The sequence below is a fragment of the Flavobacterium magnum genome (assembly GCF_003055625.1).
Classification (GTDB): Bacteria; Bacteroidota; Bacteroidia; order Flavobacteriales; family Flavobacteriaceae; genus Flavobacterium; species Flavobacterium magnum.
The window spans coordinates 1673504-1697753 of the sequence record NZ_CP028811.1; the positions used below are offsets into that span (position 1 = coordinate 1673504).

General features: G+C 47.4%; 30 protein-coding genes and 1 tRNA gene. 9 read left to right on the top strand and 22 right to left on the bottom strand.

Annotation, left to right across the window (positions count from 1 at the left end; translation table 11 throughout):
- Window position 1: 1 nt before the first annotated feature.
- From HYN48_RS06825 to HYN48_RS06840, 4 genes are all read left to right on the top strand, one after another.
- Window positions 2-412: a 6-pyruvoyl trahydropterin synthase family protein gene (locus tag HYN48_RS06825; protein WP_108370396.1), complete on the top strand. Its 411-nt coding sequence runs from the start codon at window positions 2-4 to the stop codon at window positions 410-412.
- Window positions 413-483: 71 nt separating this feature from the next.
- Window positions 484-1452 (top strand): type I phosphomannose isomerase catalytic subunit, encoded by a 969-nt coding sequence (locus HYN48_RS06830; protein ID WP_108370397.1) that lies wholly within the window; start codon window positions 484-486, stop codon window positions 1450-1452.
- Window positions 1453-1507: 55 nt separating this feature from the next.
- Window positions 1508-1774, top strand: a complete 267-nt coding sequence (locus tag HYN48_RS06835; protein WP_108370398.1) for a hypothetical protein — start codon at window positions 1508-1510, stop codon at window positions 1772-1774.
- A 78-nt stretch (window positions 1775-1852) separates the two neighbouring features.
- A tRNA-Thr gene (locus HYN48_RS06840) sits at window positions 1853-1926 on the top strand.
- A gap of 93 nt (window positions 1927-2019) precedes the next feature.
- On the opposite strand, the gene HYN48_RS06845 is transcribed toward HYN48_RS06840, so the two are convergent.
- The 10 genes from HYN48_RS06845 to HYN48_RS06890 form a co-directional block, all read right to left on the bottom strand.
- The gene (locus tag HYN48_RS06845; protein ID WP_108370399.1) at window positions 2020-2742 is read right to left on the bottom strand and encodes a DUF4369 domain-containing protein; all 723 of its coding nucleotides are present in this window, start codon (window positions 2740-2742) and stop codon (window positions 2020-2022) included.
- Between the two features lie 84 nt (window positions 2743-2826).
- Window positions 2827-4386: a M61 family metallopeptidase gene (locus HYN48_RS06850; protein ID WP_108370400.1), complete on the bottom strand. Its 1560-nt coding sequence runs from the start codon at window positions 4384-4386 to the stop codon at window positions 2827-2829.
- Window positions 4387-4437: 51 nt separating this feature from the next.
- Entirely contained in the window at window positions 4438-5373 is a 936-nt protein-coding gene (locus HYN48_RS06855; RefSeq protein WP_108370401.1) for an alpha/beta hydrolase, read from the bottom strand.
- Between the two features lies 1 nt (window position 5374).
- On the bottom strand, window positions 5375-5953 hold the full coding sequence (locus tag HYN48_RS06860; RefSeq protein WP_108370402.1) for a hypothetical protein: 579 nt from the start codon (window positions 5951-5953) through the stop codon (window positions 5375-5377).
- On the bottom strand, window positions 5950-6237 hold the full coding sequence (locus HYN48_RS06865; protein ID WP_108370403.1) for a DUF2089 family protein: 288 nt from the start codon (window positions 6235-6237) through the stop codon (window positions 5950-5952). Before HYN48_RS06865 ends, HYN48_RS06860 begins: the two co-directional genes overlap by 4 nt.
- A gap of 154 nt (window positions 6238-6391) precedes the next feature.
- Window positions 6392-6670 carry a DUF2805 domain-containing protein gene (locus HYN48_RS06870; RefSeq protein WP_108370404.1) on the bottom strand — a complete coding sequence of 93 codons (279 nt, stop codon included), beginning with the start codon at window positions 6668-6670 and terminating at the stop codon, window positions 6392-6394.
- 108 nt (window positions 6671-6778) lie between these two features.
- Window positions 6779-7612, bottom strand: coding sequence for a sterol desaturase family protein (locus HYN48_RS06875; protein WP_108370405.1), 834 nt, complete (start codon window positions 7610-7612; stop codon window positions 6779-6781).
- Window positions 7613-7672: 60 nt separating this feature from the next.
- Window positions 7673-8260 (bottom strand): alpha-ketoglutarate-dependent dioxygenase AlkB family protein, encoded by a 588-nt coding sequence (locus HYN48_RS06880; protein ID WP_108370406.1) that lies wholly within the window; start codon window positions 8258-8260, stop codon window positions 7673-7675.
- 4 nt (window positions 8261-8264) lie between these two features.
- The gene (locus tag HYN48_RS06885) at window positions 8265-8633 is read right to left on the bottom strand and encodes a DoxX family protein (protein WP_108370407.1); all 369 of its coding nucleotides are present in this window, start codon (window positions 8631-8633) and stop codon (window positions 8265-8267) included.
- A 30-nt stretch (window positions 8634-8663) separates the two neighbouring features.
- Window positions 8664-9578 carry an EamA family transporter gene (locus HYN48_RS06890; protein ID WP_108370408.1) on the bottom strand — a complete coding sequence of 305 codons (915 nt, stop codon included), beginning with the start codon at window positions 9576-9578 and terminating at the stop codon, window positions 8664-8666.
- A gap of 190 nt (window positions 9579-9768) precedes the next feature.
- Here HYN48_RS06890 and HYN48_RS06895 point away from each other — a divergent pair, with 190 nt between their 5' ends.
- Window positions 9769-10086, top strand: a complete 318-nt coding sequence (locus tag HYN48_RS06895; protein ID WP_108370409.1) for a hypothetical protein — start codon at window positions 9769-9771, stop codon at window positions 10084-10086.
- A 55-nt stretch (window positions 10087-10141) separates the two neighbouring features.
- Here the strand turns inward: HYN48_RS06895 and HYN48_RS06900 are convergent, their stop codons facing one another.
- The 4 genes from HYN48_RS06900 to HYN48_RS06915 form a co-directional block, all read right to left on the bottom strand.
- Window positions 10142-10546: a response regulator gene (locus tag HYN48_RS06900; protein ID WP_108370410.1), complete on the bottom strand. Its 405-nt coding sequence runs from the start codon at window positions 10544-10546 to the stop codon at window positions 10142-10144.
- 172 nt (window positions 10547-10718) lie between these two features.
- Window positions 10719-11099, bottom strand: coding sequence for a fluoride efflux transporter CrcB (gene crcB, locus HYN48_RS06905; protein ID WP_108370411.1), 381 nt, complete (start codon window positions 11097-11099; stop codon window positions 10719-10721).
- Window positions 11100-11128: 29 nt separating this feature from the next.
- Window positions 11129-11389, bottom strand: coding sequence for a hypothetical protein (locus tag HYN48_RS06910; protein WP_146171738.1), 261 nt, complete (start codon window positions 11387-11389; stop codon window positions 11129-11131).
- A gap of 1 nt (window position 11390) precedes the next feature.
- The gene (locus HYN48_RS06915; RefSeq protein ID WP_108370413.1) at window positions 11391-11777 is read right to left on the bottom strand and encodes a ribosomal maturation YjgA family protein; all 387 of its coding nucleotides are present in this window, start codon (window positions 11775-11777) and stop codon (window positions 11391-11393) included.
- A gap of 87 nt (window positions 11778-11864) precedes the next feature.
- On the opposite strand from HYN48_RS06915, the gene HYN48_RS06920 reads away from it, so the two are divergent.
- Window positions 11865-13394 (top strand): sensor histidine kinase, encoded by a 1530-nt coding sequence (locus HYN48_RS06920; protein WP_108370414.1) that lies wholly within the window; start codon window positions 11865-11867, stop codon window positions 13392-13394.
- A gap of 1 nt (window position 13395) precedes the next feature.
- On the opposite strand, the gene HYN48_RS06925 is transcribed toward HYN48_RS06920, so the two are convergent.
- From HYN48_RS06925 to HYN48_RS06940, 4 genes are all read right to left on the bottom strand, one after another.
- Window positions 13396-14211, bottom strand: a complete 816-nt coding sequence (locus HYN48_RS06925; RefSeq protein WP_108370415.1) for a mechanosensitive ion channel family protein — start codon at window positions 14209-14211, stop codon at window positions 13396-13398.
- A 178-nt stretch (window positions 14212-14389) separates the two neighbouring features.
- Complete coding sequence (locus HYN48_RS06930; RefSeq protein WP_108370416.1) at window positions 14390-14878, bottom strand: hypothetical protein; 489 nt, start codon at window positions 14876-14878, stop codon at window positions 14390-14392.
- A 101-nt stretch (window positions 14879-14979) separates the two neighbouring features.
- Complete coding sequence (locus tag HYN48_RS06935; RefSeq protein WP_181248543.1) at window positions 14980-15396, bottom strand: VOC family protein; 417 nt, start codon at window positions 15394-15396, stop codon at window positions 14980-14982.
- A gap of 1 nt (window position 15397) precedes the next feature.
- Window positions 15398-15925, bottom strand: coding sequence for a DinB family protein (locus tag HYN48_RS06940; RefSeq protein ID WP_108370418.1), 528 nt, complete (start codon window positions 15923-15925; stop codon window positions 15398-15400).
- Window positions 15926-16123: 198 nt separating this feature from the next.
- Here HYN48_RS06940 and HYN48_RS06945 point away from each other — a divergent pair, with 198 nt between their 5' ends.
- Window positions 16124-17095 carry a GlxA family transcriptional regulator gene (locus tag HYN48_RS06945; RefSeq protein ID WP_108370419.1) on the top strand — a complete coding sequence of 324 codons (972 nt, stop codon included), beginning with the start codon at window positions 16124-16126 and terminating at the stop codon, window positions 17093-17095.
- Window positions 17096-17100: 5 nt separating this feature from the next.
- On the opposite strand, the gene HYN48_RS06950 is transcribed toward HYN48_RS06945, so the two are convergent.
- Entirely contained in the window at window positions 17101-17931 is an 831-nt protein-coding gene (locus HYN48_RS06950; protein ID WP_108370420.1) for a DUF4249 domain-containing protein, read from the bottom strand.
- An 11-nt stretch (window positions 17932-17942) separates the two neighbouring features.
- Window positions 17943-20321, bottom strand: a complete 2379-nt coding sequence (locus tag HYN48_RS06955) for a TonB-dependent receptor (RefSeq protein WP_108373452.1) — start codon at window positions 20319-20321, stop codon at window positions 17943-17945.
- A 262-nt stretch (window positions 20322-20583) separates the two neighbouring features.
- Here HYN48_RS06955 and HYN48_RS06960 point away from each other — a divergent pair, with 262 nt between their 5' ends.
- Window positions 20584-20874 (top strand): hypothetical protein, encoded by a 291-nt coding sequence (locus HYN48_RS06960; RefSeq protein ID WP_108370421.1) that lies wholly within the window; start codon window positions 20584-20586, stop codon window positions 20872-20874.
- Between the two features lie 13 nt (window positions 20875-20887).
- Here HYN48_RS06960 and HYN48_RS06965 read toward each other — a convergent pair whose 3' ends face one another.
- Together HYN48_RS06965 and htpG are read right to left on the bottom strand one after the other, a co-directional pair.
- Window positions 20888-21499 (bottom strand): response regulator transcription factor, encoded by a 612-nt coding sequence (locus HYN48_RS06965; protein ID WP_108370422.1) that lies wholly within the window; start codon window positions 21497-21499, stop codon window positions 20888-20890.
- Window positions 21500-21715: 216 nt separating this feature from the next.
- Window positions 21716-23599 (bottom strand): molecular chaperone HtpG, encoded by a 1884-nt coding sequence (htpG, locus tag HYN48_RS06970; RefSeq protein ID WP_108370423.1) that lies wholly within the window; start codon window positions 23597-23599, stop codon window positions 21716-21718.
- 172 nt (window positions 23600-23771) lie between these two features.
- Here htpG and HYN48_RS06975 point away from each other — a divergent pair, with 172 nt between their 5' ends.
- Window positions 23772-24248: a lipocalin family protein gene (locus tag HYN48_RS06975; RefSeq protein WP_108370424.1), complete on the top strand. Its 477-nt coding sequence runs from the start codon at window positions 23772-23774 to the stop codon at window positions 24246-24248.
- Window positions 24249-24250: the final 2 nt, after the last annotated feature.

A 24250-nucleotide genomic window follows, 5' to 3' on the forward strand; every position in this document is an offset into this window, starting at 1 on the left:
TATGAAAGCTACAATTTCGAGGAAAGCCCATTTTAATGCAGCACACCGTTTGTTTAGGAGTGATTGGACCGACGAGCGGAACAACGCGGTTTTTGGGAAATGCAACAACCCGAATTTTCACGGACACAATTATGAACTGATTGTAAGCGTGACGGGCGATATCGATCCGGAAACCGGTTATGTGATGGACATCAAGGATCTGAGCATGATGATTTCCGAAGAGGTGGAAGATGCGTTTGACCATAAGAACCTGAACCTGGACGTGCCTGAATTTAAAAACCTGAATCCCACGGCCGAGAATATTTCGGTTGTGATCTGGAATAAACTCAGGAACAGGATCAAAGCGGATTCTCAACTCGAAGTGGTGCTGTATGAAACCCCGCGCAATTTTGTGACCTACCGCGGCGAATAGGAATTGTGCAACAAATTGGCAAAATTGTGTCAGGCTCCGTTTTCGCTAAAGCCTGAAATTTGCAATAAAAAATGGAAGCAAAACTATACCCGATGCAATTCGAGCCCATCCTGAAAGAAAGGATTTGGGGCGGACAAAAACTCAAAACCCTGTTGCACAAACCCATTGTTTCTGAAATTACCGGGGAAAGCTGGGAGTTGTCGACGGTTAAGGGAGACGTTAGTGTAGTGGCGAACGGCGCGCATCAGGGCCGGCCCATTACCGAAATCATTGCATTGGCCCCCAAGGAAATTTTAGGTACTGATGTCCACAGCCGCTTCGGCACCGAGTTCCCCTTGCTTTTCAAGTACCTCGACGCCCGTGAAGACCTGTCGATCCAGGTCCACCCGAATGATGAGCTCGCTATGAAGCGCCATCATTCATTTGGCAAAACCGAAATGTGGTACGTCATGCAGGCTGATCCCGGCGCGCGAATCATCGTGGGGTTTAAGGAAAAGTCCAGTCCGCAACAATACCTTGACAGCCTCAGGGACAACAGCATCGTTTCACTGCTCGACACGATTGAGGCGAAACCCGGTGACGTTTTCTTTCTTGAGACGGGAACCGTTCATGCAATCGGAGCCGGTTTGGTGATTGCTGAAATCCAGCAAACGTCTGATATCACCTACCGGATTTACGATTTTGACCGCAGGGATGCACAGGGCAACACCCGTGAACTGCATGTGGATCAGGCGCTGGAAGCAATCAATTACAATCCGGTGCAGGCGCAGCAAAAATACACAAACCACCCAAACCAGTCCAATACGCTGGTTGACTGCCCGTATTTTACGACCAATCTCATTCCGCTTGACGGAAAGGTAACGATCCGGCAGGACGGCAGATCATTTCGGGTTTTGATGTGTACTGACGGCGCTTTCTCATTGGTGACCGAAGGCAAGGAATTCCATTACACGACCGGCGATACAGTATTGGTTCCCGCAGCAATGGATGGCTATGTGCTTGAGGGCAGGGCTTCTGTGCTGGAAATTTATATTTCTTAGGCTAATCCAAAGATAATGTGTAGTTTTGCACAGAATTTTAAAAAATATTTTCAAGATGGCAAATGTTAGGAATTTAAAGAAAGACATCAACTACGTTTTAGGCGATATTATTGAGGCCGTTTACCTTTTCGAAATGTCGACTACGGGAAAGCCGACGGAACAGACCAATGCAATTATTGATGAGGCCCTTGCTTCATTCGACAGCCTGATTGCTAAAGTGAATGCTAAAAAAGAAGGAAATGCCAAGGCGCATTTTAAACAAATCAGTGCTGAATTGGAACAATCTGCTACTCAGCTCATTGCCAAAATCAACGCGTTGTAATCATATTTTGCGGTAAAATTTGCCAATATTTTTTTGGTAATTAGAAAATCAAAATTATATTTGCACCGTTAATACGCCGCCGGTGTAGCTCAGTTGGCTAGAGCAGCTGATTTGTAATCAGCAGGTCGTGGGTTCGAGTCCCTCCATCGGCTCTTCAAAACCATCACTTTTTAGTGGTGGTTTTTTTTGTGACCATACCGAAAAAAAACCATCCGTTAAGGATGGTTTTTGCTTTTTGCTGCGAATCATTTTGCCTGTTCCGCGTTTTTTCTTTCGTTGTAGTACGCGGTCAGTTTTTTTCCGTAGTAGGAATCGGCTACTTTCGGTGTGAGCGCTTTGCGTATCCGGTCGAGCAGCGCGACGGTGGCGTTCCGGTTGATCTCTGCCAAAACGATGTAAGGTGCAATTTCGTGGTCCTTATTGTTGAGTGCAAACTGCGCTGCATACAGGTATTTTCGTTTCATGACATAATCCTGCACCCGAGCTATGCTGTCGCTGTTTACGGCTACTTTCGCATGCTGCTTCCTCAGGAGCAGTTCGGTGATTTCAAGGTTTTGGCTTGTGAAACGCGCATTGACCTTCCTGTATTCATCGAGTAGCTGCTGGTTCTTGGAACCCGTAATCTTGGCTTGGGCGTAAAATTGTTCCAACTTCGTTTCAATATGCATCTTTCCCGCTTCGGCGAAAAACGGCAGCCTGTCGTCAAGTGAGTTGGTTTTGCCCCGATCCAGGATGATGTAGTACATTTCCGGCGATTTGATATCGAGCCAGCTTTCAAAATGCGAATCGCCGTCAATCTTAATGGTATCGACAGTTACAAATGAAGTATCACCGATCCTGGAAATGTACAGGGTGCCTTTTTTCAGGCCTTCGATATTGCCCGTAAGCTGGAGGTTGCCTTTTGGTTTTTCTTCCTTACATGAGATGAGCAGCAGGCATAGCGCCATCGTGCCTAATATTTTGTTCATGGCTGATTTCAGTTTAAAATTAAGGTTTGAAGTTAATCGGGCGCAAGATAACCTTAAACCTCAAATTTCAAACAATGCCAAACGCTATTTTTTCAGCCAGGCCTCTTTCAGTTCGCTTTTGGCTGTGTCGGTAAATTCGTAATCGGTGACACCCATTTTGGCGAAGTAGGCGGCGTAAGGGATGGGTTTGTCACCCGAGACATACGTTTTGAGGAAGTCACCTACCTCAGGATAGGTCAGCATCGTGATTTTATCAAACAGATCGGCATCATCAAACGCTTTATTGATGCCATATTCTTTCGACAGCCTTTGCATCAGGTCGAGGATCCCTCTTTGGCCATTGCTTTTCTCGCGGATGATGATATCCACGCACATACCAATCAACGCGCCTTTTTCATAGACATTGAGGTACTGGTCCTTGTAAGGCTTTACCAGTACGTTCGCGCTCATTTCCGTAAACGGCATGGTATCGTTCATGCGTGAGGCATTACGCACTTTCTCTTTCATACGGCCGAAAAATTCCTTTTCGCTGATCAATCCCTGGTTGACCTGGAACAGGTTGGCGAAATATTCTGTCACACCTTCGTACATCCAGAGGTGCGCCGACATCTTCGGGTCATTGTAATCGAAATCCTGAATTTGTTTCGCGTGGATCGTTAACGGCGTTACGATGTGGAAAAATTCATGTGACACCACGTCTTTCATCTGCTCGCCCATTTGCTTCTTAGGCAGCAGTTCGGGCATGACTACGGTAGTTGCTGTCGGGTGTTCGAGTGCCCCGAAGCCTTTGGCGTCTTTTTTCCGAAGGTCAGTAAGGTACAGGAGCACGGTATACTTTTTTGTGCTGTTAAAACTGCCCAGGAAATTCTTTTGCGCTATCATCATGGTTTTCATATCGGGCGTAATCATTTCAGCGGTGTATTTTCCGGTGGGTGAGTAGACACTGATCAGGATGTCCATGCCATTGATGTTGAACGTCGTGTAATCGGGCTTCGAGTACATGATGGGATTTTCCACCAATTCAGCGTAGCGTGTCGTGGTAAAACGGTCTTTTACGTCGCTCCCGTCTGCGTCGGTCATCGAGGTAGCGCCCCATAACCCCGACGGATGGGCAATGGTCAGTTCGTAAGGTGTCTGCAGGAATTCTTTGAAATACCCGATGAAGCCGTGGGTATTGAGCAGGAAATTGGTCCCTTCGTTGATATTTGTGCCTGCAGGCGAAAAAATATCGTGGGTGTATTCCACATCAAAGGTATCGTTGACCCAATAGGTAATCTTTGCAAGCTGCGGCGCATTGGCGATGGTCCAGCAGTTGTCGCCTTCGTGGTTTACTGCAAGTTCATTTCCCTTGTTGTCGAAGGCTTTGAGGTCATCCACAAATTTTCCGTAATTGTCTGTAGAATACGTTCCCGGAACGGTTCTGGGGATGCAGTACGTGGTATTTTCTGAAGTGATTTTCGGTGGTGTGACGGTGACCATCAGCTTGTCATCCCTGACAATATTCAGGTCCATGTCCACTTTAACTGAAACAGTTGTCGGGTAAGAAGGCTTTGAAGGGGACGCTTTTTTTGGTTTTTTTTGCGCTTCCGCAGAAAAGCCGGTGATTAAGAACAAAGTAACAAGGGCCGTAAGTATTTTTCTCATCCTTTTTTTAGATTTTTTGATAAGTCAAACTTACGGCCATTGTGTTACAGGTCAGAGCGAATTTATGAATTGATTAACGGTATGGGTGAATGTCGTATCCAGTGGCAAAACCGGATTTGTATAGGAAGCGCCATTTTCAGCATCCCCGGCCGCAATGTTTTTCAGCACGTGATTCATGTCAGGTATGATTTTCAGGATTGCGTCGGGTTTCGCAGCTTTCAGCAACTCGGCTTCTGATACTTTGACCTGCAAATCCTTGGTGCCGTTCACGAGCAAAACCGGAATTGTAAGCGATTTAATTTCCTGTTGAGGATTGTATTTTATCCACGAAATCATATATGGCTGAACGCTCTCCCTGAAAATCATGCCCAGCGACGGATCTTCGAGTTTGAATGTTTTCCCCGATTTCAATGTGGCAAAGCCCTCTGCGGCCGCATCCAGCATTTGCTGTGGTTGACCTTTCAGTTGGTCCATGATAACCTCGTCGATAGAACGTCCTGCACCTGCAATCGAAATGTAGGCGTCGGCATTCCCTCGCGCGGCTTCCATCCCGATAAGTGAGCCTTCGCTGTGACCCGCCACAATAATTTTGGAATACGCTTTTTTGGATTTGAAGTAGGCGATGACTGCTTTGGCATCGGTTATAAAGTCCTCGAACGACAGGCTGTTTTCGTCCAATTTCCCGGAATTTGCCAATGCGATAATGCGCTTGTCATATGAGTACACTGCGTTGCCATTCTGGGCCAGGTTTTGAGCCAGGAATTTCAGCGAATTGTTTTCCAGTCCGGGTTGGTTGCCATTGCGGTCTGTCGGGCCTGAGCCAGCGATAAGGATGACGAGTTTGGTTTTTAGGGAAGCGTTCTGAGGCGTGTATAACGTGCCTTTGATCAGGTCGTTTACTGCAATTTCTGTTTCGGCCACTTTGGTGTTTTGGGCAAATGTCAGCGCACAGCACAGCAAGATCAGGCAATGGATTGTTGTTTTCATTTTATAAGGTATAAAGGATTAGGATTTTTGAGAGTACTTCCGCTGCGATTACAGTCCCGATAAAATACCATACCGGACGCGAACCTTTGGCATTACAAGCCACCTTAAAGCCATTCCAGAGCAGGGCGAAAAACCAGACGAGGAACAGCAGCGACACGAAGCCGAGTATGGCCAGCAACATCATATCGGCGGGCAGGATGCTCTTGATGTCATTGTTCACGGCCATTTGCTGAAGCCGATCGGTAGCTTCGTAAATCCGTCCGCCGCCATTAAGGGGTGTCATGAGGTAGAAAGGAAGACGCGATACTAAAACCGCACAGATAATATCGATCTGACGGGTCTTGGGGTTGATTTTTTTCGCCGCCAAAAACAACAGCAGTCCCAGACAGGCAATATTAATGAGCAGTTCGATAAACGGGGTTTGCAATTGGGTTTCTGCAACAAAATGCAGGTCTAATACCCCATCATAGTGCGCGCTGAATTGCCATGCCAGGAGTCCGCCGGCTACGGTTAAAAGTATTCCGGCAATCAGTAAACTGTTAGTCGATAGCCGCTCAAAAGGATTGTAAATCATTTTCATGGGTTGGATTTTTTGTTCAATTGGTTAATGCGTTCAATGATGTCGTCGAGCTTGTTGCGTACTGTCGGATAGCTGTTGCCCATTTGGGATGCCATCTCCTTAAGGCTGCCCCCGGTCATGAAAAATTGCAGGACAAATTGGAGATCGTCCTCACTGAGTTGCAACAATAGCGGCAAGGTATAATTGCCTGAGACCGCCGTGCCGCAGTGCCCGCAGGATAACTGCGTCACTGAAAGTGCAGTAGCGCAGCTCGGACAGGTAACGGGAAGTTTTGGCTGTGTCATGATATTAGAATTAATGAATACAAAATTAATAAAATTTAATATTAAATGAATATTATTTAATTAAAAATTATTTTATGTAAAAGTGGGGTCTGAGTGAAACTAAATTTCGCGTATATATTGGCGCAAAAAAAAGGCTCCCATTTGGGAGCTCAGATCAGTCAAATTTATTCCTGATATAATATTTACCGTCAAGGTCTTCGTCGAAGTCATCAATCTTTGGCGGTTTCGGCTTCGGTTTACCGGCCATCGCTTTCTTTTTCCAGAGCTCATATTTGTCGGCCGCGAGCTTTTTTTTCATAATATCCAACACTTCTTTTTCGGCCAACCCGAATTCTTTCTTGATGATTTCGAACGGATTTCGTTCTTCCAAAGCCAGGGTGGTGAGTTTTTCAAGTTGCTCCCTGTCTAATTCGGGAAATTTACTCTTTTTCATTATTTGAAAATTAATCCAGATAAATGGTCACTATTTTTTTTAAAGTTTTGATTTCTATACCAATATTAATAAAAAATACTTTTACTTTTCTAAACCCTGCAAAATTTTTCAGATGGGCTTTTTTCCGGCATGGCGCGGTGTCCAAAAAGGAATCCGGAGCAGGCTGCCCAGCCGGTTGTGTTCCGCTTCGGCCATGTGGGTATCAACGCCGTAGACAATCTTGTCCCTTTCAAGTTTCCTGAATGTCCCGAACAACCTGTCCCAGATTGAGAATATGTTGCCGTAATTGGAATCGGTATATGGCAACTCGTAATGGTGGTGCACCTTGTGCATGTCCGGAGTCACGAGCAACCAGCTCAGGGCGCTGTCCAGTTTCTGCGGAAGCGCGATATTGGCGTGGTTAAACTGCGAAAAAACTACTGACAGCGACTGGTATAGAAAAACCATCCACATGGGGGCGCCAACGATGAACGTCGCAGCCACGGTAAATATGAAGCGCCAGATGCTTTCTCCAGGGTGGTGCCGGTTGGCCGACGTTGTGTCAATCCAGGTATCCGTATGGTGGATCAGGTGGAAGCGCCATAGCAAACTGATTTTATGTTCGCTCAGATGCGCCAGGTAGGCGCCAATAAAATCCAGCATCAACAGCCCCGAAAGCGTCACGATCCAGGGGTCAAGCATCGGCAGCAGGTTTAAGACGCCAAAGTCGTTTTCGGTTACCCACTCAGCGGTCATCAGCAGCGCGAATGCCATGGCAAAATTCACGGCAATAGTGGTCATCGTGAAAAAAATGTTGATGCCCGCGTGCCGCCATTTCTGGTAGTCGAACCGCACCAACGGCCTGAGGCTTTCAAGCAACCAGAAAAATGCGATGCCGCCCGCAAGGATCAATGCGCGGTGCAGTGCGGGAATATGTGAAAAATAGTCGATAATAGTTTCCATGGGAAATGGTTTTACCAAATGTAACTTTTTTCGGGGAATGTTGGGACAGCCGGTTATTGATTACCTGATTGATCTGAAGGTCAGGTTGATTCGCGCACCAACAGGCCTCGAGGTTTTGGGAAGCTGGTGTTTCCAGAAATGCTGTGTACTCCCTTCCATCAGGAGCATACTGCCGTTTTCAAGCAGGATCTTTAATTTCTGTTGGGGATCGCTGTTGTGTTTCATATGAAAAAAGCGCTCCGCCCCAAAGCTCACCGATGCGATTGCGGGATTCCGCCCGAGTTCCTTCTCATCATCGGCATGCCAGCCATTGCTGTCTCTGCCGTCACGGTACAGATTGAGCAGCACCGTCGTAAAAGTGTGGCCGGATATGCGTTCGACCTCCTCCTTGATATAGGTAAGCAGGGGGCTCCATGGGTGCGGTGCCATCACAATACCGGAATAAGAATAGGGTTTTCCCTCGTTGCCGTACAATGCCGTCAGGCGGGGTTGCGGATGCGTTTTGCCGAAAAGCGTAATGTCATCCCGCTGCCATAGGATGTCATCCAGCAGCTGTTGCATGAGTTCGTGTGACCTTTCCGAAGTAAATACATGCGGATAGTACCTTATTTCCGCATCAGGCACACGAAAGGTAACTGGTTCAGCCATGTTTTCAAAAAGGGAGCCCATCGGTGTATATGTAAGCCCATATTACCAGCACGACCTGAAGCGGGAGGCGCAGCATCAACAACCATCTGGGCGTATTTAACGAAGCCTTTTCATCGGTGTACATGTAGATATTGGCGGGGAAAATGACAATCAGCAACGCAATCAGTGCCCAGGCGGTTACAGCCGAAATTTCCGGAAAGCAAAGGCATATCGCAATGATGATTTCCGCGGCGCCGGAGACGTAATTGATGGTTTTGTGCCATGGCAGGTAGGCCGGGATGATTTTAAGATACAGTCCCGGTTTCCTGAAATGGTTCAGGCCCGCAAGCAGGTACAGTGAAGCCATTACATATAGATGCCAGGGTAATGCCATGGTAAAGTTTTGCTTAAAAGTACTAAATTATCAGTCCTGTTTCCTGAATTTAACGTTCATCACGACGATGGCCGCGATGATAAGCAGGATGCCGATCCATTGTACGAGCAATACCTGCTCATGCAACAGGAAATAGGCCATAGTTACAGAAACCGGCAGCTCAAGCGACGATACGATGCTTCCCAGGCCGATGCCCGTCAGCGGAAATCCGGCATTCATCAGCATCGGCGGAACCACTGTACCGAAGAGTGCCACGAGGATGCCCCACTTAAAAAAAATGTCGTAATTGAACGGGGTATTTTGGGTAGCCAATGCAAAAATCAGTACGAGCACCGCACCACCCAACAGCATATAAAGGCTGCGCTGCGCCGATGAAATTTCGACAGCCACGCGGTTTGCCGTGAACATGGTTGTGGTAAAAGACGCCGCGGCAAGGAGGCCCAGAACGATGCCGCGCCAGTCCGGTAAGATGTCCGTCTGTATCAGATTCGTAGCCAAAACGGTGCCGATCAGTACGATACATACCGCGAGGACTTTTACGCCTGACGGCCGCTTTTTCTCCAGGAGCATTTCAAGCAACACGCCCATCCAGACGGTCTGCATCAGCAGCACGATGCCGATGGAAACCGGGATGTACCTGACCGCCAAATAATAAAAAATGCTTGTCAGTCCGGTCGAAGTGCCCGCAATCATCAGGTCACGGATGTTCTTTGGGGAAGCTTTCAGTACATGTGTGCCGCGCTTTTGCCTGCCGAACGCATTGATCAGCAGGATGGCTGCAATACCGATCACGAATTGGGATGTGATGACTTCAGCCGGTGTAAAATGCCCGCCGGATACGCCCGTATCTGCGTACGCCATTTTCACGAACGTCGCGAGCATGCCATAGCTGGTTGCACCAAGTCCGACGAAAAATACCCCTTTCAATATATTGTTATTTGTCATTGCCTGATTTTTTAAAAGCCGACAAAGATAGGTGATAATTCATAACCGGCAAGACGCTGGGGCGCATCGGGGAATTAATAAAGTCGTCACCTGGCTTTTGTATTGGGGATACCTGAACAATATAACTTTATCTATGGAAAGTGTAAACATTCCATTGCCGCTTGGCTTTACTTTGTAAAAAAAAGAAATTATGAAACTGACAATCAAACACGCCATGGCCATCGCATTATTTGCGGTGGGCGGGCCGATGGCCGCACAACAGGACGGACAGCCCGATCAGGATCAACTGCAGCAGCAACCCCCGAGGGAAACCCAGCGCGCCGTAGAGCGCTCAGCGCAACGCGACGCAGCAAAAAAGAAAAGCGACGCAGAATTCCAGGCTGAAAAGCGCGCCAAGGATAAAGGCCGTACACAGAAGCAAACCACCGCCGAGAGGCCGGTTTCGGATTCTGTCAAACAGCCGAAAGAAGTAAGGCCGCAGGTACAGTACGATTCCAAACCGAACTAAACTCAGGACATGGAATCAAACAAAAAGCCATCAATGCATGATGGCTTTTGTGAATTTATGCAAGGGACAATCCCCGATAGTCGGAGAACACCTGTTCGAGTGTCTGCTTGAGTTTTCTGAAATCACTAAGTTTCGTAATGTAGTCGGTAGCGCCAAGGTCCTTCGTCGCGATCTTATCCTGCGGATGCGAAGAGGTGCTGTATACGATAATCTTGCTTTTGCTGCTTTCAGGCTGCTTTTTATATTCCTTCAGGAACTCGTAGCCATTGAGAAGCGGCATGTTGAGATCCAGGAAAATGTAATCCGGCGGAGGCGGATTTTTATCAATATGCTCTAATGCATCACGGCCGTTGTCGGCCAGTTCGCATATAAAAGAAGGGTACAATTCGTTTATAGCCTCCAGTAAAAATGACTGATCATCCTTATCATCATCAACTACCAATATTCTCTGTTTTGTCATGGGGCAAATATAAGTTTATTTTTTTTCGTTTGAAGGGCGCCTTGGAGCGATAGCGTTAGAAAAAAAATTAATTCGCACAACCTATGAGAGTAATCTGCATCCGACATGGAAATTTTATAAGTATTTCTGAAAATGTTATAAGAAAATACTTTCACCAAGCCGTTTTTAGCCGCTAGTTTATGATGTATTTGGTTACGGTTATGTAACCTGCCGCCGTGGTCATAACTCCCAGCACGATACTGCCAGCAATATATAGAAGGGCGTTGAGGTACTGCCCGCTCTTTACAAAATCGAAAGTTTCATATGAAAATGCGGAGAAAGTAGTGAATCCGCCCAAAATCCCGGTGGCCAGGAATAGCCGCCAGTCTGTCGACAGCTGCCCTCTATCGGCAAAAGCGTACACCATCCCGATCAACAGGCAGCCGACGACGTTTACGGTAAATGTTCCGGCCGGAAAGTGTCCTGCAGTTTTGGCCTGAACGAGTCCGGACAGCAGGTATCTGGAAATGCCTCCGAGAAAACTGCCGAGGCCAACAGCTAAAATAATTTTCATATAGATTGTTTTTTGTTCCTCAAATTCATTTAATCCATACAGATCCCTTGCCGGCTGATGAACATAATACCATCAGACGGCCGCTGTAGCCCCGCCATCGCCAACTTGTGCTCAATTGGAAGTAAGATAGTAAAAATTGACATGGTGAAACCGGTTACGATCAAAAATCTGATACCCGCTCCAAACTGCGCAGCCATTCCAAACGGCCTGAAATTGATTACTGCGCCCCACCATTGGCTGATATCCTGGCGGTGCTTACCTTTCATACGATGCTTTTGATGCTTTGTCATTTCAAACTTTTTGTCCACCGCGACGGCTCATTCTGACTGTCACTACAATGGCGGCAAACCCAACGGTGTAGGCAACTAAATCAATCCATTCGAACGAGTTTCCCAGAATAAGGTTGGCGACCCTTGAATGCGTCAATCCCAGTTGTTGCAGCAGTTGCAAATACTGTGCAAACTCAATCAGATACGCAAAAAGCAACACACCGACTGCAGCTTTATAAGGGTCAATCTTTACAAATGCCCTGACAAAGCAGTACAGCAGTATGACCACCAGCGTGTCGCCGGCATAAGGACGTATCCAGTCATCGTGTATGAAGCCCGCTATAAAACACTCTGTCGCAATAAGCAATAGGAAACCGCAGAAGTAGGCAAGGTCGAAACGTAAAGCCATGATTTGGTTTTGATTTTACAAAAATAAGGGTACTGTGGTTAACGCCGTGTATTTTGGTTACTTTTATGGTAAAAACCAAACCCGTGCATGTTTACCAAAAACGACACTGAAATCCTGCTCGCTGCGAGCCGTGATGCGATACTCATCCTCGACAGCCACCTGACCATCAGGATGGCGAATCCGGTCTTTTGCCGGAATTTTGGGTTGGATCCGCAAAGTATCAGCGGGCAATCGTTGTATGCTATCGACGGTCAGGCCTGGGACAAACCTGAGATACATTATCTTTTTAATGAGTTGCTGCCCAATAAAGGTCTCGTCGATGACTATGAAATCAAGCTCGATTGCCATAAAAGCGGTGTGCGCGAGCTGATGGTGAACGCCAGGCAATCCGTAAGTCGTGATGAGACGCTGTTATTCCTGATTGCTGAAGATGTCACCGACAAGAAAAAAGCGCAACAGCTCCAGGCCGATATCGAAACCGAACTGGAAAATTTGGTAACACTCCGCACAGCTGAACTCGAACAGTCACGCTCTTTTCTCAATTCAGTGCTCGGTTCAACCTATTACGGCATTGCGAGTTACGAACCCATCCGCAGCAGCGAGGGTGAAATCGTGGATTTCAGGATTATGTACAGCAATCAGGAAGTCCCTGGAAATTTCGGACTTTCGGTGCATGATGTCGTCGGGAAAACTTTCACCGAAGTTTATCCCGGTGTTTTTGAAAACGGCATTTTCGAAAAAATCAGGAACTGTATGCTGACGGGTGCTCCGGATACGTACGAAATCTCGGTAAATGACGGGCAAAAGACGTTATGGCTTACCGCTGCCATGGAAAAAGTCAATGATTCAGTAACCATCACGTCAAAGAATATTACGGCGGAAAAATCTGCTGCGCTGCAACTGGAACGGATGAATACATTACTTTCCAACAAAAATAAGGAGCTTTCGTCCTTCACTTATATTGCATCGCACGACCTCCAGGAACCGTTACGCAAGATCAGGATGTTCATCAGCCGGATGTTTGAGGAAGACGAGCATTTTTCTGAAAATATCCTGTCCTACCTTACCAACATCAACAGTACCGCCGTCAGGATGCAGACGCTTATTGATGCGCTGCTAAGCTATTCCAGTATGGATTCGGCGATTTTCAGGACAGAGCGTACAGACCTGAACAAATTTATACGGGAAGTGCGACAGCTCGCTGACATTTCCATCGAAGAAAGCGGTGCGGTGTTCGAAATTGGGTCGCTTCCTGTGGTGCATGTGGTACGGATCCAATTTCAGCAATTGCTGCTCAATATCATCAACAATGCGATAAAATACAGCAGGCCGAATGTACCGCCAATTATCAAGATCAGCGCGGAAAAGGTTGAAAACGATCAGGGAAAATTCTGGAAATTGGTCGTAGAAGACAACGGCATCGGATTTGATCCGCAATACGGCGACAAGATTTTTGAGGTATTCCAGCGCCTGCACGGCAAACAGGCGTATGAAGGTACCGGCGTGGGACTGGCTATCTGCAAGAAAATCATGCAGAACCACAACGGCAGTATCACCGCCGAGGGAACGCCGGGCGTTGGCGCAAGGTTCAATATTTTCATCCCTTCGAAAAACTAGCTTACAGTTTAATGAGGGCGTAACCGTTGCTGCTGAGCGTCTCCATGACTTCGATGAGGACTTTAGAGCGCGTACTGCCATTGGTCATATCGGCATCGGTCTTAACCCAATAGCGGGTCGTAAGTTGTACTGTGTTTCCGGTAACTCCTGAGATTACCACTGAATTTTCCAGCTTTTCATTAATCACCTCGTCAATTTCCGTAAGTTTCGCCTTAACCAGCTCAATGGCTTTTTGGTAATCAGCGCCGTATTCAAGGTTGACGGTAAAATCCTGCAGCAGGTAGCCGCCGCTGTTGTAATTGATCAGCGAATTCTTGACCAATAGCGCATTAGGTATGTAAATGTCCTTGCCGTCGCTCTTGATCTGGGTGTCGCGCAGGTTTAGCGCAATGACTTTCCCTTTAACACCGTTGCTTTCAATGATTTCGCCTATGGAGAACGGCCGTTTGAATGCGAGCAATATACCTGCGAGGAAATTTTCACCGATATCTTTCAGTGCAAAACCGATGACAAATGCTGAAATTCCTGCGCCGGCAAGCAGGCTCGTTGCGACACCGGTCAATCCGATAATCCGGAAGACCACCAAAATGCCCAAAATCAGCATTACCGCCTTGATCAACCGCGAGATAAAATTCGCCAAAAGCGGGTCGTGCATGCGGCGCTTGAGGCGTGCGTCTGAAAATTGCTGTAGTCTTGACGCAACAAACCAGGCCAACAGGAAAATAAGTATGGCAAGTCCGATTTTAGGCGTAATGTCGACGAGCTTGTAGTAGTAGCTTTCGATGTGCCTGATAATATCTGAAAAAAAATCTTCCATGGCTATAACGGATTCACCGTGACGTTCGGCCAAAGTTAAAAAATCATACGGCAGCGGTCTTTCATGAATTCGCAGATAATTTTATAAAATTTCCAAACATAAAGCATCGTCCAAGCCGTGAAAATGACCCTTGTGTCTTGGTTTTACGAGCGCAGTCCATTCTTGTTGGAGCGTGTTATCAGCTTGCTGCCGGGAAATGGGTCCTCACTTTGCGTTGAGCGAATGCGTCCATGACTTTGTACGCCGGTTTGTGCTGGACTGAAGGCAGCGACACACTGCGGTAATCGTTGATGATGGTATTGAATCGGATCAATTCAGAAAAATGGGCATAGTCGGATGAAGCAAACCAGCCTACGGCGACCTCTTTGGTCCGTACCTGCCACGGAAGCAGCGTGAAGACCGCATCGATTGATGGCACATTGGTACGAAGCACATGAATGTGGTCATTGATCATCATAAATTTTGAGCTGTCTGCGTCTGGGTCGAAAGCGGTAGGTTTTTCAATGTAAAGGATGTTAGTCCCTACATTACGGTCAAGGAAACGGAGCGTTTTCCTGTAGGTCTGGTCCCAGCTTCCGTCACAGAATACGAGCATGTCATAGTGGGTATGGTTGTAGATCAAAGCGGTTGGTGAAATCAACTCGGAATTTTGGCCCTGATTTTTCATAATGTATTTGTTTAATCATTAGTTTGTCAAAACTAAGCCGACTATATAACGAAAATTTATACAGATTTATAAAAAAGTTACAGGATTACATTGAGGCGATCTCATCCCATGTCGGATGGGCAAACCAGCATCCACCGGTTACCGAACCGGTCGGTGAGATAGGCAGACGATCCGCCATCTTCCGCCATCGAGACAGGCTGAGCAGTGCGGCTTTCTACCGAAAGTTTGGCGTAGCAGCGTCGTAGCTCCGCCTCCGTATCGCAATGCAGCATCAGGGTTATGGCATTCCCGCGCCGCAGTCGATCGTCGTGGGGAAGGTCCGTCGCGATGAGCTCCAGGCTTCCCTTGGTGAGTGTCGCCTGCAATATGGCGTGACGCATTCCCGCCGGCATGGCTTTCCCAAAGGGCATGTCACCCAATTCCCGCACACACAGCTCTCCGCCGAGACATGCCTGGTAGAACTGCATAGCCTGCCGGCAATTGCCGTTGGATGTCAGGTAGGCGCTGATGCGACCCATATCAGATGCTTTGCCGGATTTTCTGAAGCTGGTGTGTGTGGCGTTGCGCGTGCACGATATTGAAAACGATCCATTCATACAGCGTAAATGTCCCAAAGCCCGGCAACTCAAAAACAAGGCTCTCCAGCGACAGGTCGGCGTCTTCCGCCATGCCCTGATGTTGTTCCTCGATGCTTTTCAGCATATGCAGTTGCTGCTTTAAATCATGTTTGTGGGCGGTCGGGAGAATAAATTCAGGCGATGATAATTTCGTTGTAAAATCGAGGAACAGGTCTTTAATGGCAGCCACTTTCGCATCTTTCGGGCGGTGGGCCGCAGCCGTTTTTACACCCATACCCCCGATGTTTCCCATACCCTTAATCAGGTGTTCGGCAACCTGCCCTGCAGACCAGCTGTTTGGGGCAGGGCTGCAATCGAGTTTTTCCTCGCCGATGGCTTGTAGTGCGGCATACAGGTTTTCAAAAGTGACCGATATGTCTTGTATGAGGTTTGTTTTCTGGGTTTCGTCTGTCTGTGTTTGGGTGTTCATAATACCTTTTTATTTAGCGTTTGACATGGGTTTGCACAAGGCCAAGTGATGGAAGTTAACGACTTGCCGCGATGGTTTCACAAAGTTAACCGGCACCAAATCAAATAAAGATGTGTGGAAACGACGTAACGGAGGGTTGATTCCGACAATCGATTTTGCTATTTTTGTCCAAATCACACCCAATCGCAAATCACAAAGATGAGACATATTTCCATTTTGGTACCAAACGGGCACACCAGCCTTCCCAATATCGACGGCACCCACCAGATTTTCTGTGAAGTCAACACCATCGCGGAACGCCTGGGCATTCCCCCGTTTTTTGATGTGAAACTGGTAGGCATTTCAGATTCCATAAGCCAACGCAGCGGCCGTTTTACGATCGTACCGGATTGCCTGATTGAGGACGTCGGCAAAACAGACCTGATTATCATCCCTGCCATGCACGGCAACATGCCGGAAATGACCGAAATCAATAGCGCATTCCTGCCGTGGATCAGGAATCAGTATGAAAACGGAGCCGAGATTGCGAGTCTCTGCATCGCCTCGTTTTTCCTCGCCGCAACGGGTCTGCTTGACGGGCGGCAGTGTGCGACGCATTGGGGATCAGTCAATGAATTTCGTCGGATGTTTCCGAAAATCCACGTGGTCGACGATAAGATAATCACCGATGAAGACGGGATTTATACCAGTGGCGGCGCCTATTCGTTCCTCAACCTGCTGGTGTATCTGATCGAAAAATACGCCGGTCGCGAAATGGCCATCGGGATTGCCAAGGGCTTTATGATTGACATCGACCGTGTCAGCCAGTCGCCATTCATCATGTTTAAGGGTCAGAAGGAACATGAAGACGAACCCGTCAGGAAAGCGCAGGATTATATCGAGCAGCATTTTGACAACAAGATTACCGTTGATGAACTCGCCGATCGGTTCGCTATAGGAAGGCGCAGCCTTGAACGGCGTTTCAAGAAAGCGACCTGCAACACCGTGGTGGAATACATCCAGCGCGTAAAAATCGAGGCCGCGAAGCGCAGTTTTGAAACCAGCCGGAAAAATATCTCCGAGGTGATGTACGATGTCGGCTATACTGATACCAAGGCTTTTCGCGACGTTTTCAAGAAGATTACCGGGCTAACCCCGGTAGAATATCGGACCAAGTATAATAAAGGATAGATTGTTTACTGCACGGTGTAATCCATTCTTGACACTTCTGAAAGCCGGAAGTAGCCCAGCGCAAAATTTTTACTGTCGGTTTCGTTGACGAGATTGCCCCTGACATTCGTCGGCGGTGCTGACCATGGACTGCCCCCGTCATCAATAATCCCGATCAGGATAGACATATAATTCATATACCTTTCCGATACGCCGTACACTGAGAAGGTAGTCTGGTCGCCCGCCTTGAGGCCTTCATTCAAATAAAAACCATAAATCTGGTTGCCCTGGAAAAACTCGTCGTCGTACGCGTCATAATCGGGGAAAATCGTGATGTTTGTCTGGAACGACGTCAAATAAAAATTATCTTCGGCCCCGTTGTCCCTGAAAAAGAACTTCAGTTCGATGTCGCTTCCCGATACGCCGCCATCGTTATTTTGTGCGACCGACTCGATGTCGGGTGCGGCAAAAAGTTTTTCCGTAGCCACATACGTCTGTCCGCCGGTAATCACGGTAAGCTTGTAGGTTTCCGCGATTTGCGGCACGAAATGATCACAGACATATTCCCCGGTCCCGGGATTTTCAACAAATTCGAATACGACGTTGCTGCTGTTGGAGATGTGTACTTCGGCATTTGAGACTATGGGCACTTCAGCGTCATAAAAGCCGGTGGTGGTTGTGAGCTTGATTTTCTGGAGGCTGCCGTCGGTGCCTTTCACCCAGTCAATCGAGGCGTCAATCACGAGTCGCGGGGCGGCCGTATTCAGGTCTGCATGTACTACGTCCTCGCAGCCGCCCATCGAAATGGCCAGTACAAACAATAACAGGTATTTTAAATTTTTATGGATGTTGCTCATGATGAATCGGATTAGAATTTGAAATTATAAGTTACGCTGGGGATCAGTCCGAAAATTGACAGCCGCACGGCCTCGTTAACGCCCGTGGTTTCATTCTCCCTGAAAGCCATTGATGCAGCGTTTGATCGGTTGTACAGGTTGTAAATGCTGAAAACCCATTCGGCCTGCCAGCCTTTTTTCTTTTCGGGTTTAGGCACGTACGTCGCTGATACGTCGAGGTGGTGGTAAACCGGAAGTTTGCTGGCGTTGCGTGCTTCGTAAGTTGGGATCACTACGCCGCCGTAGACATATTGGCCGTTAGGGTAGGTTACCGCTTTGCCGGACTGCAGTGTAAAAATCCCCCCGAAAGACCATTTATCATTCAGTTGGTAACTGCCTGTCAGGGACAGGTTGTGCAACTTGTCGTAACCTGCGCGATACCATCCGCCGTGATTGATCCCGGTTTCTTCCGGCGTCCTGCCCGGCGTTTTCTGCTCAGAGCGCGAGAGGGTGTATGAGGCGAATCCGGTCAGGCGGCCCTCGTTTTTCTTAACCAGGACTTCGAGACCGTAGGAGCGGGCTTTCCCGTTGAGGATAACCTGTTCAATGTTGTTGTTGGCAATCAGGTCGGCGCCGTCGATATAGTCCGCACGGTTTTTAATTTTTTTGAAGAAGGTTTCCACTTCAAGTGAATAGGCTTCCTCTTTAAAATTCCTGAAATAACCCAATGCGACTTGGTCGAGTATTTCGGGTTGCAGGAATTGGTCACTCGGCGCCCACACATCCAACGGTGTCACGGAGGTGGTGTTGGAAATCAGGTGCAGGTACTGGCTCATCCGATTGTAGCTTGCCTTGACCGATTGCCGTTCGTCAAGCTGATACGCAATTGCGGCACGCGGTTCCAGGTTGTCAAATTTTGCAATGGTTTTACCGTTGCCGTAATATGTGCTGCCAATCGGCTCCGCTTTTTCGTAAAGCTGCAGTTCAGTGTTGAAGTTTACTGCCCGGTTGTTGTCATACACGCTTACGATTTGTTCCCCTAGTCTATGGAACATGCTGTATCGCAGGCCATAATTCACCGAAAGTTTGCTGGTGATGTCCTGTTCGGCCTGAAGATACACCGATGGCTCAAAGGCATATTTGCGGTCGAGTTGCCTGTGGTTGATGCCTGAATCCGCGTTGAGCGGATCGACCGTCCCGGGATTGAATTCGTAATAAATGGCGTTAATCCCGTAGCTTAATTTCATCTTATCCGTCAGGTAATGCCTCAGATCATATTTGATATTATAATTTTCGATGCCGGATTCCCATTGCAGTCCACCAGCATCGACATCAAGTCCGTAGTAGTAATCGCTGTAAATGGCCGAAAGGTTTGAGAACAGCTTATCGGAATACAAATGATTCCAGCGCAGGTTGAACACGGTATTGCCATAAGTGTTGCTGAAAATCTGGTTGAGCTTGAATACGTCACGGCCGAAGTATCCCGAGAGGAATAAATTGTTGTTGGCATTGAGCCGGTAGCTCAGTTTGGTATTGAGATCGTAGAAGTAGGCCGAATTTTCGTTATCGGCGAGTTTCAGGAAGAGGTGCGCGTAGGATCCGCGCCCGGCCAGCAGGAACGATCCCCTGTCTTTGCGAAGTGGCCCCTCGGCTAAAAGCCGGCTTGAAACCGCACCGATACCGCCGTTCATATGGAAGCTGTCGCTGTTCCCTTCTTTTTGGTAAATGTCCAGGACAGACGAGACCCTTCCGCCAAACCGCGCCGGAATTCCGCCTTTATACAATTTCAGATCCTTGATCGCATCGGAATTGAACACCGAAAAGAACCCGAAAACGTGGGATGAATTGTAGATTGTGGCCTCGTCGAGCAAAATAAGATTCTGGTCGGCCGATCCGCCGCGCACATTGAACCCCGCAGATCCCTCGCCTGAATTGGTTACGCCGGGCAGTTGCAGGATGGACTTCAGCACGTCGACTTCTCCCAACACAGCAGGCATTTTCCGGATTTGCTGTATCGTAAGTTTGTTGGTGCTCATTTCCGGCTTCCGGATGTTGGTCACCGTTTTTTCACTGTTGATTGTGACGGTTTCGAGCTCGGACGTGTCGCTGTGAAGCTTAAAATCTTTCTTGATGTCGGTTACGAGGCTGATTTTTTCGGAGGTTTGACGGTAGCCGACATAGGTAATGATGACGGTATAATCTCCCTTTGGTACTGAAATCGAATAGAAGCCGTATTCGTTGGTGGACACGCCGGTTTTCAGTTCGCTGATGTAGACGTTCACGCCGATTAGCGTCTCATTGCCGTCGTGATCTGAAATCGTACCGCTCAGCGTGGCGCGTTCCTGGGCACTCAGGGCGAACGACAACAGTGATAGTGATGCGGCTAAAAATAGCTGGATAAGAACTCTCATATAAATGATTGATGATTGGTTTAAGGTTGTTTTGCTGTCTGACACTGTTTTTTAACACGGCGCAGCCAGACTAACGCCGATGCTTGGACGATATTGTAAGGATATTGTTACAATATCATTAAGTTACAACGGAACGACTTTCTCACGCAAAGGTAAGTATGTACGCGGCCTTTCACCCTGATGAATCTGGTAATCTTTTGTGCAAATAATGTAACAGGAAACTGGGTGTTTTGCGGAAATTTGAGTCAAAACTTTACACATCATGGAAAATACGATCAACAATGGCAATACTGCCGCGGAGGATGGCTATACGCCCGACAGCACAACCGGCAGCGGATTTAGCGAAGCCGAACGCAACGTGCACGAACACACCCTATCGAGGAATCCAGTGGATCCGCAGCACGAGGACAACGGCAGGATTGAATTGGTGAATAAATACAATATCAATGACAAGGCCCATTCTGACAGCAGCGCCGCCGATTTCGTGAAAACCGTTTCCAAATTCCATCATGCGGATCCCGATATCCAAAGCGACAGCGACATCCAGATCTGAGGATGCACGGCTTTTAAAAATCGAATTTGCTTTCTATGGCATAACGTATCAGGTCTGATTTGCCGTGAAGATTAATTTTCCTGTGGATATTTTTACGGTGAGTCTTGACGGTTTCCACGCTGATGCATAGCAGCTCGCTGATGTCCTCGGTGGATTTTCCCTCTCCGATGAGCCTCAGGATTTCCTTCTCCCTTACACTCAGCACGTTGTTGTCTATGGCGGCGGCGTCCTGTGCGATGATGGCATCGTCAAAAAAGGTATGGCCGAGAAACACGGCCCTGATGGCTTTCTGCAGCAGGAACACCGATGAACTTTTCATCAGGTAACCTGAAGCGCCTGCATCCCTCATTTGCGCTACGGCTACCGGCTGGTCAAACATACTGAAAGCGATTACTTTTATTTTCGGGAATTCCTTTTTGATGAGCCGCGTGGCGGTAATGCCATCACATTTTGGCATACGGATGTCCGTAACCACAACATAGGGTTTTTTTTCGCGTACCACTTCCAGCAGCTGCTCGCCATCACCGGCTTCGCCGACAATGCGGATGTCATTTTCAAGCCTTAGGGAAAGCCTGATCCCGTCGAGCATCGCCTGATGATCTTCGGCAATAACCACTGTTATCATAAGTCATATTTTTCGGCAGTTCAGGGAAAACTGCACGTTTTTATCCCGGCTGCGGGCAATCAATTATTACGCTGTCAAATTAATAAAAAAAGACTTACGGCTTACGCGGAAGTCTTTTATTTTTCAAGTCATCTTTTCCAGATTTTGTCATTTGAACGCACAAAAAAAGCCTGCAGGGAATTCCTACAGGCTTTCATTCCAGACCGTTTTTGCATCTTATTTTATCATCTCGAAACTGCGCTTCACAAATGCGGTAAGTTCTTCGCCTTTGAGCAGGTTCTGTGAAAGTTTTGCCAGGTCCAAAGCCTGTTTAACCAATCCGGCGCGAACCGTTTCATCCTGGTTTCCGAGTATGGCTGTCGCCAGTTCAGAATTTGTATTGACCACAAGGTTATACATCTCAGGCATATTTCCCATCCCGAACATGCCGCCCCCGCTCTGGCTCATTTCCTTCATACGACGCATAAATTCAGGCTGTGTAATCAGGAATGGGGCTGCGTGGCTGTCGAGCGGTTCAAGCTGTACAGTGTAAGCCGGCTGCGGAACGACGCCTTCCACTATAGTCTTAAGCGTTTCCTTTTCTTCGTCCGAAAGTTTTGAAATAGCCAGATCCTCTTTCCTGATGAGATTATCAATGTGGTCAGAATCGACGCGGACGAATGTGATGTCGCTGTTGTCACCTTCCAGTTTCTGGATCAGGTGCGAAATGATCGGAGAGTCAAGCAGCAACACTTCGTAACCCTTTTCTGCGGCAGCGGCAATGTAACTGTGCTGCGCATCCTTATTGGCAGCATATAGGAGCACGAGTTTTCCGTTTTTATCGGTTTGCTTTTCCTTGAGGTTTTCCTTAAGTTCATCAAGTGTGAAGTATTTACCGTCTACGGTAGGGTACAGGGCAAATGCGCCCGCCTTTTCGTAAAACTTAGGCTCAGAAAGCATACCGTATTCCAATACGACCTTGATGTCATTCCATTTTTGCTCGAAGTCAGCCCGGCTATCCGTGAACAGCGATTTGAGCTTATCAGATACTTTGCGGGTAATGTAATTCGAAATTTTCTTTACATTCCCATCGGCCTGAAGGTAAGAGCGCGACACATTCAGCGGGATATCCGGCGAGTCGATCACACCTTTCAGCATCGTCAGGAATTCCGGTACTATGCCTTCGACATTATCGGTAACGAAAACCTGGTTCTGGTACAACTGGATTTTGTCTTTCTGGATTTGCAGATCCGAACCCAGTTTCGGGAAGTAAAGGATTCCTGTGAGGTTAAATGGGTAATCCACATTGAGGTGGATGTTGAACAATGGCTCTTCGAACTGCATGGGGTACAATTCGCGGTAGAAACTTTTGTAATCATCCTCGTTGAGGTCAGCCGGTTGTTTGGTCCAGGCCGGAGTCGGGTTGTTGATGATGTTGTCTACCGTTTCATATTCGGTTTTGTAGTCTTCCGGCGCGTCGTCAGGTTTCGGAAGCACCTGCTGCTTTGTCCCGAACTTGATTGGCACAGGCATGAATTTGTTGTACTTCTCGAGCAAAGAGCGGATCCGGCCTTCTTCAAGGAATTCAACAGAATCCTCTGCGATGTGCAGGATAATTTCCGTACCCCGTTCGGTTTTTTCAGCCGGTTCCAGGGTAAATTCGGGACTGCCGTCACAAATCCAGCGCACGGCGGGCTCATCCTTGTAGGACTTGGTAATGATTTCCACTTTTTCGGCCACCATAAAAGCAGAATAGAATCCGAGGCCAAAATGTCCGATGATGCCTGAATCTTTGGCAGAGTCCTTGTATTTTTCCAAAAACTCCTCAGCGCCGGAGAAGGCGACCTGGTTGATGTATTTCTCAACCTCCGCGGCAGTCATCCCCAACCCCTGGTCGATGATGTGGATTTTTTTTCCCTCCTTGTCAATTTTTACCTCGATTACAGGATGGCCATATTCGACGTTTGCCTCACCGATGCTCGTGAGGTGCTTTAATTTCAGGGTTGCATCGGTGGCATTGGATACGAGCTCACGAAGGAAAATTTCGTGGTCGCTGTATAGGAACTTTTTGATTAAGGGAAAGATGTTTTCAACCGAAACATGAATTTTTCCTGTTGTCATAGTGTTAAATTTTTTTTAGTTTGGCTGGTGCTTTTCAAAATAAATACCAAAAGCCTACAGAATGACAAATTGTCGCGAATGCTAATTTTAATAATTAATTATTAAATCTTAAAACATAATATTGGGTTGGGAATGTATCTTTGTACTTGTTAAATTTATAAACACCTAAACAATGAAAAAAATCGCATTATTATTTGTACTGGCAGTGTCCCTTGCGTCATGCAAATCGACTTCAGCTACCAATACAAAAACAGACACCAGGGCACAGGTTGCCATAAAAGGCAATTGGGTGCTGAGTTCAGTGACCTATCCGGGATCGGAGTACATCAGGGTGCTTTCGTTCCAGATCGCCGATTCAAAATGTTTTGAGGGCAGTACCTGGAAATTCGTCTCGAACAACAACAAAGGCGATATGGCCATCACTGACTCCAATTGCCCATCCTTCAGTTCTCCGTTTACATGGTTTGTAAATAAGGACGGTCAATTCGTATTGAAACTCTTAAATGCGGGCGAAAAGGCTAAAAAAGTGCGTGACGGTTATGTACTTACGCTTGCAAACCAGACCGAAACTTCTTTCCAGTTGCTTGACAAAATAGATGTCGGAGGAAAAATGACCAACGTAACTTACCAATTTAATAAAACGAATTAAAA

Bases quoted from the DNA above. Each gene is read 5' to 3' on its own strand.
- HYN48_RS06960 (WP_108370421.1), top strand. From the start codon at position 20,584: ATGGAAAATACGATCAACAATGGCAATACTGCCGCGGAGGATGGCTAT.
- HYN48_RS06975 (WP_108370424.1), top strand. From the start codon at position 23,772: ATGAAAAAAATCGCATTATTATTTGTACTGGCAGTGTCCCTTGCGTCA.
- HYN48_RS06830 (WP_108370397.1), top strand. From the start codon at position 484: ATGGAAGCAAAACTATACCCGATGCAATTCGAGCCCATCCTGAAAGAA.
- HYN48_RS06900 (WP_108370410.1), bottom strand. From the start codon at position 10,546: ATGACAAAACAGAGAATATTGGTAGTTGATGATGATAAGGATGATCAG.
- HYN48_RS06935 (WP_181248543.1), bottom strand. From the start codon at position 15,396: ATGGGTCGCATCAGCGCCTACCTGACATCCAACGGCAATTGCCGGCAG.
- HYN48_RS06835 (WP_108370398.1), top strand. From the start codon at position 1,508: ATGGCAAATGTTAGGAATTTAAAGAAAGACATCAACTACGTTTTAGGC.
- HYN48_RS06895 (WP_108370409.1), top strand. From the start codon at position 9,769: ATGAAACTGACAATCAAACACGCCATGGCCATCGCATTATTTGCGGTG.
- HYN48_RS06875 (WP_108370405.1), bottom strand. From the start codon at position 7,612: ATGGAAACTATTATCGACTATTTTTCACATATTCCCGCACTGCACCGC.
- HYN48_RS06945 (WP_108370419.1), top strand. From the start codon at position 16,124: ATGAGACATATTTCCATTTTGGTACCAAACGGGCACACCAGCCTTCCC.
- HYN48_RS06925 (WP_108370415.1), bottom strand. From the start codon at position 14,211: ATGGAAGATTTTTTTTCAGATATTATCAGGCACATCGAAAGCTACTAC.
- HYN48_RS06825 (WP_108370396.1), top strand. From the start codon at position 2: ATGAAAGCTACAATTTCGAGGAAAGCCCATTTTAATGCAGCACACCGT.
- HYN48_RS06855 (WP_108370401.1), bottom strand. From the start codon at position 5,373: ATGAAAACAACAATCCATTGCCTGATCTTGCTGTGCTGTGCGCTGACA.
- HYN48_RS06880 (WP_108370406.1), bottom strand. From the start codon at position 8,260: ATGGCTGAACCAGTTACCTTTCGTGTGCCTGATGCGGAAATAAGGTAC.
- HYN48_RS06860 (WP_108370402.1), bottom strand. From the start codon at position 5,953: ATGAAAATGATTTACAATCCTTTTGAGCGGCTATCGACTAACAGTTTA.
- HYN48_RS06930 (WP_108370416.1), bottom strand. From the start codon at position 14,878: ATGAAAAATCAGGGCCAAAATTCCGAGTTGATTTCACCAACCGCTTTG.
- crcB (WP_108370411.1), bottom strand. From the start codon at position 11,099: ATGAAAATTATTTTAGCTGTTGGCCTCGGCAGTTTTCTCGGAGGCATT.
- HYN48_RS06955 (WP_108373452.1), bottom strand. From the start codon at position 20,321: ATGAGAGTTCTTATCCAGCTATTTTTAGCCGCATCACTATCACTGTTG.
- HYN48_RS06940 (WP_108370418.1), bottom strand. From the start codon at position 15,925: ATGAACACCCAAACACAGACAGACGAAACCCAGAAAACAAACCTCATA.
- HYN48_RS06920 (WP_108370414.1), top strand. From the start codon at position 11,865: ATGTTTACCAAAAACGACACTGAAATCCTGCTCGCTGCGAGCCGTGAT.
- HYN48_RS06865 (WP_108370403.1), bottom strand. From the start codon at position 6,237: ATGACACAGCCAAAACTTCCCGTTACCTGTCCGAGCTGCGCTACTGCA.
- HYN48_RS06950 (WP_108370420.1), bottom strand. From the start codon at position 17,931: ATGAGCAACATCCATAAAAATTTAAAATACCTGTTATTGTTTGTACTG.
- HYN48_RS06845 (WP_108370399.1), bottom strand. From the start codon at position 2,742: ATGAACAAAATATTAGGCACGATGGCGCTATGCCTGCTGCTCATCTCA.
- HYN48_RS06910 (WP_146171738.1), bottom strand. From the start codon at position 11,389: ATGACAAAGCATCAAAAGCATCGTATGAAAGGTAAGCACCGCCAGGAT.
- htpG (WP_108370423.1), bottom strand. From the start codon at position 23,599: ATGACAACAGGAAAAATTCATGTTTCGGTTGAAAACATCTTTCCCTTA.
- HYN48_RS06965 (WP_108370422.1), bottom strand. From the start codon at position 21,499: ATGATAACAGTGGTTATTGCCGAAGATCATCAGGCGATGCTCGACGGG.
- HYN48_RS06850 (WP_108370400.1), bottom strand. From the start codon at position 4,386: ATGAGAAAAATACTTACGGCCCTTGTTACTTTGTTCTTAATCACCGGC.
- HYN48_RS06915 (WP_108370413.1), bottom strand. From the start codon at position 11,777: ATGGCTTTACGTTTCGACCTTGCCTACTTCTGCGGTTTCCTATTGCTT.
- HYN48_RS06890 (WP_108370408.1), bottom strand. From the start codon at position 9,578: ATGACAAATAACAATATATTGAAAGGGGTATTTTTCGTCGGACTTGGT.
- HYN48_RS06870 (WP_108370404.1), bottom strand. From the start codon at position 6,670: ATGAAAAAGAGTAAATTTCCCGAATTAGACAGGGAGCAACTTGAAAAA.
- HYN48_RS06885 (WP_108370407.1), bottom strand. From the start codon at position 8,633: ATGGCATTACCCTGGCATCTATATGTAATGGCTTCACTGTACCTGCTT.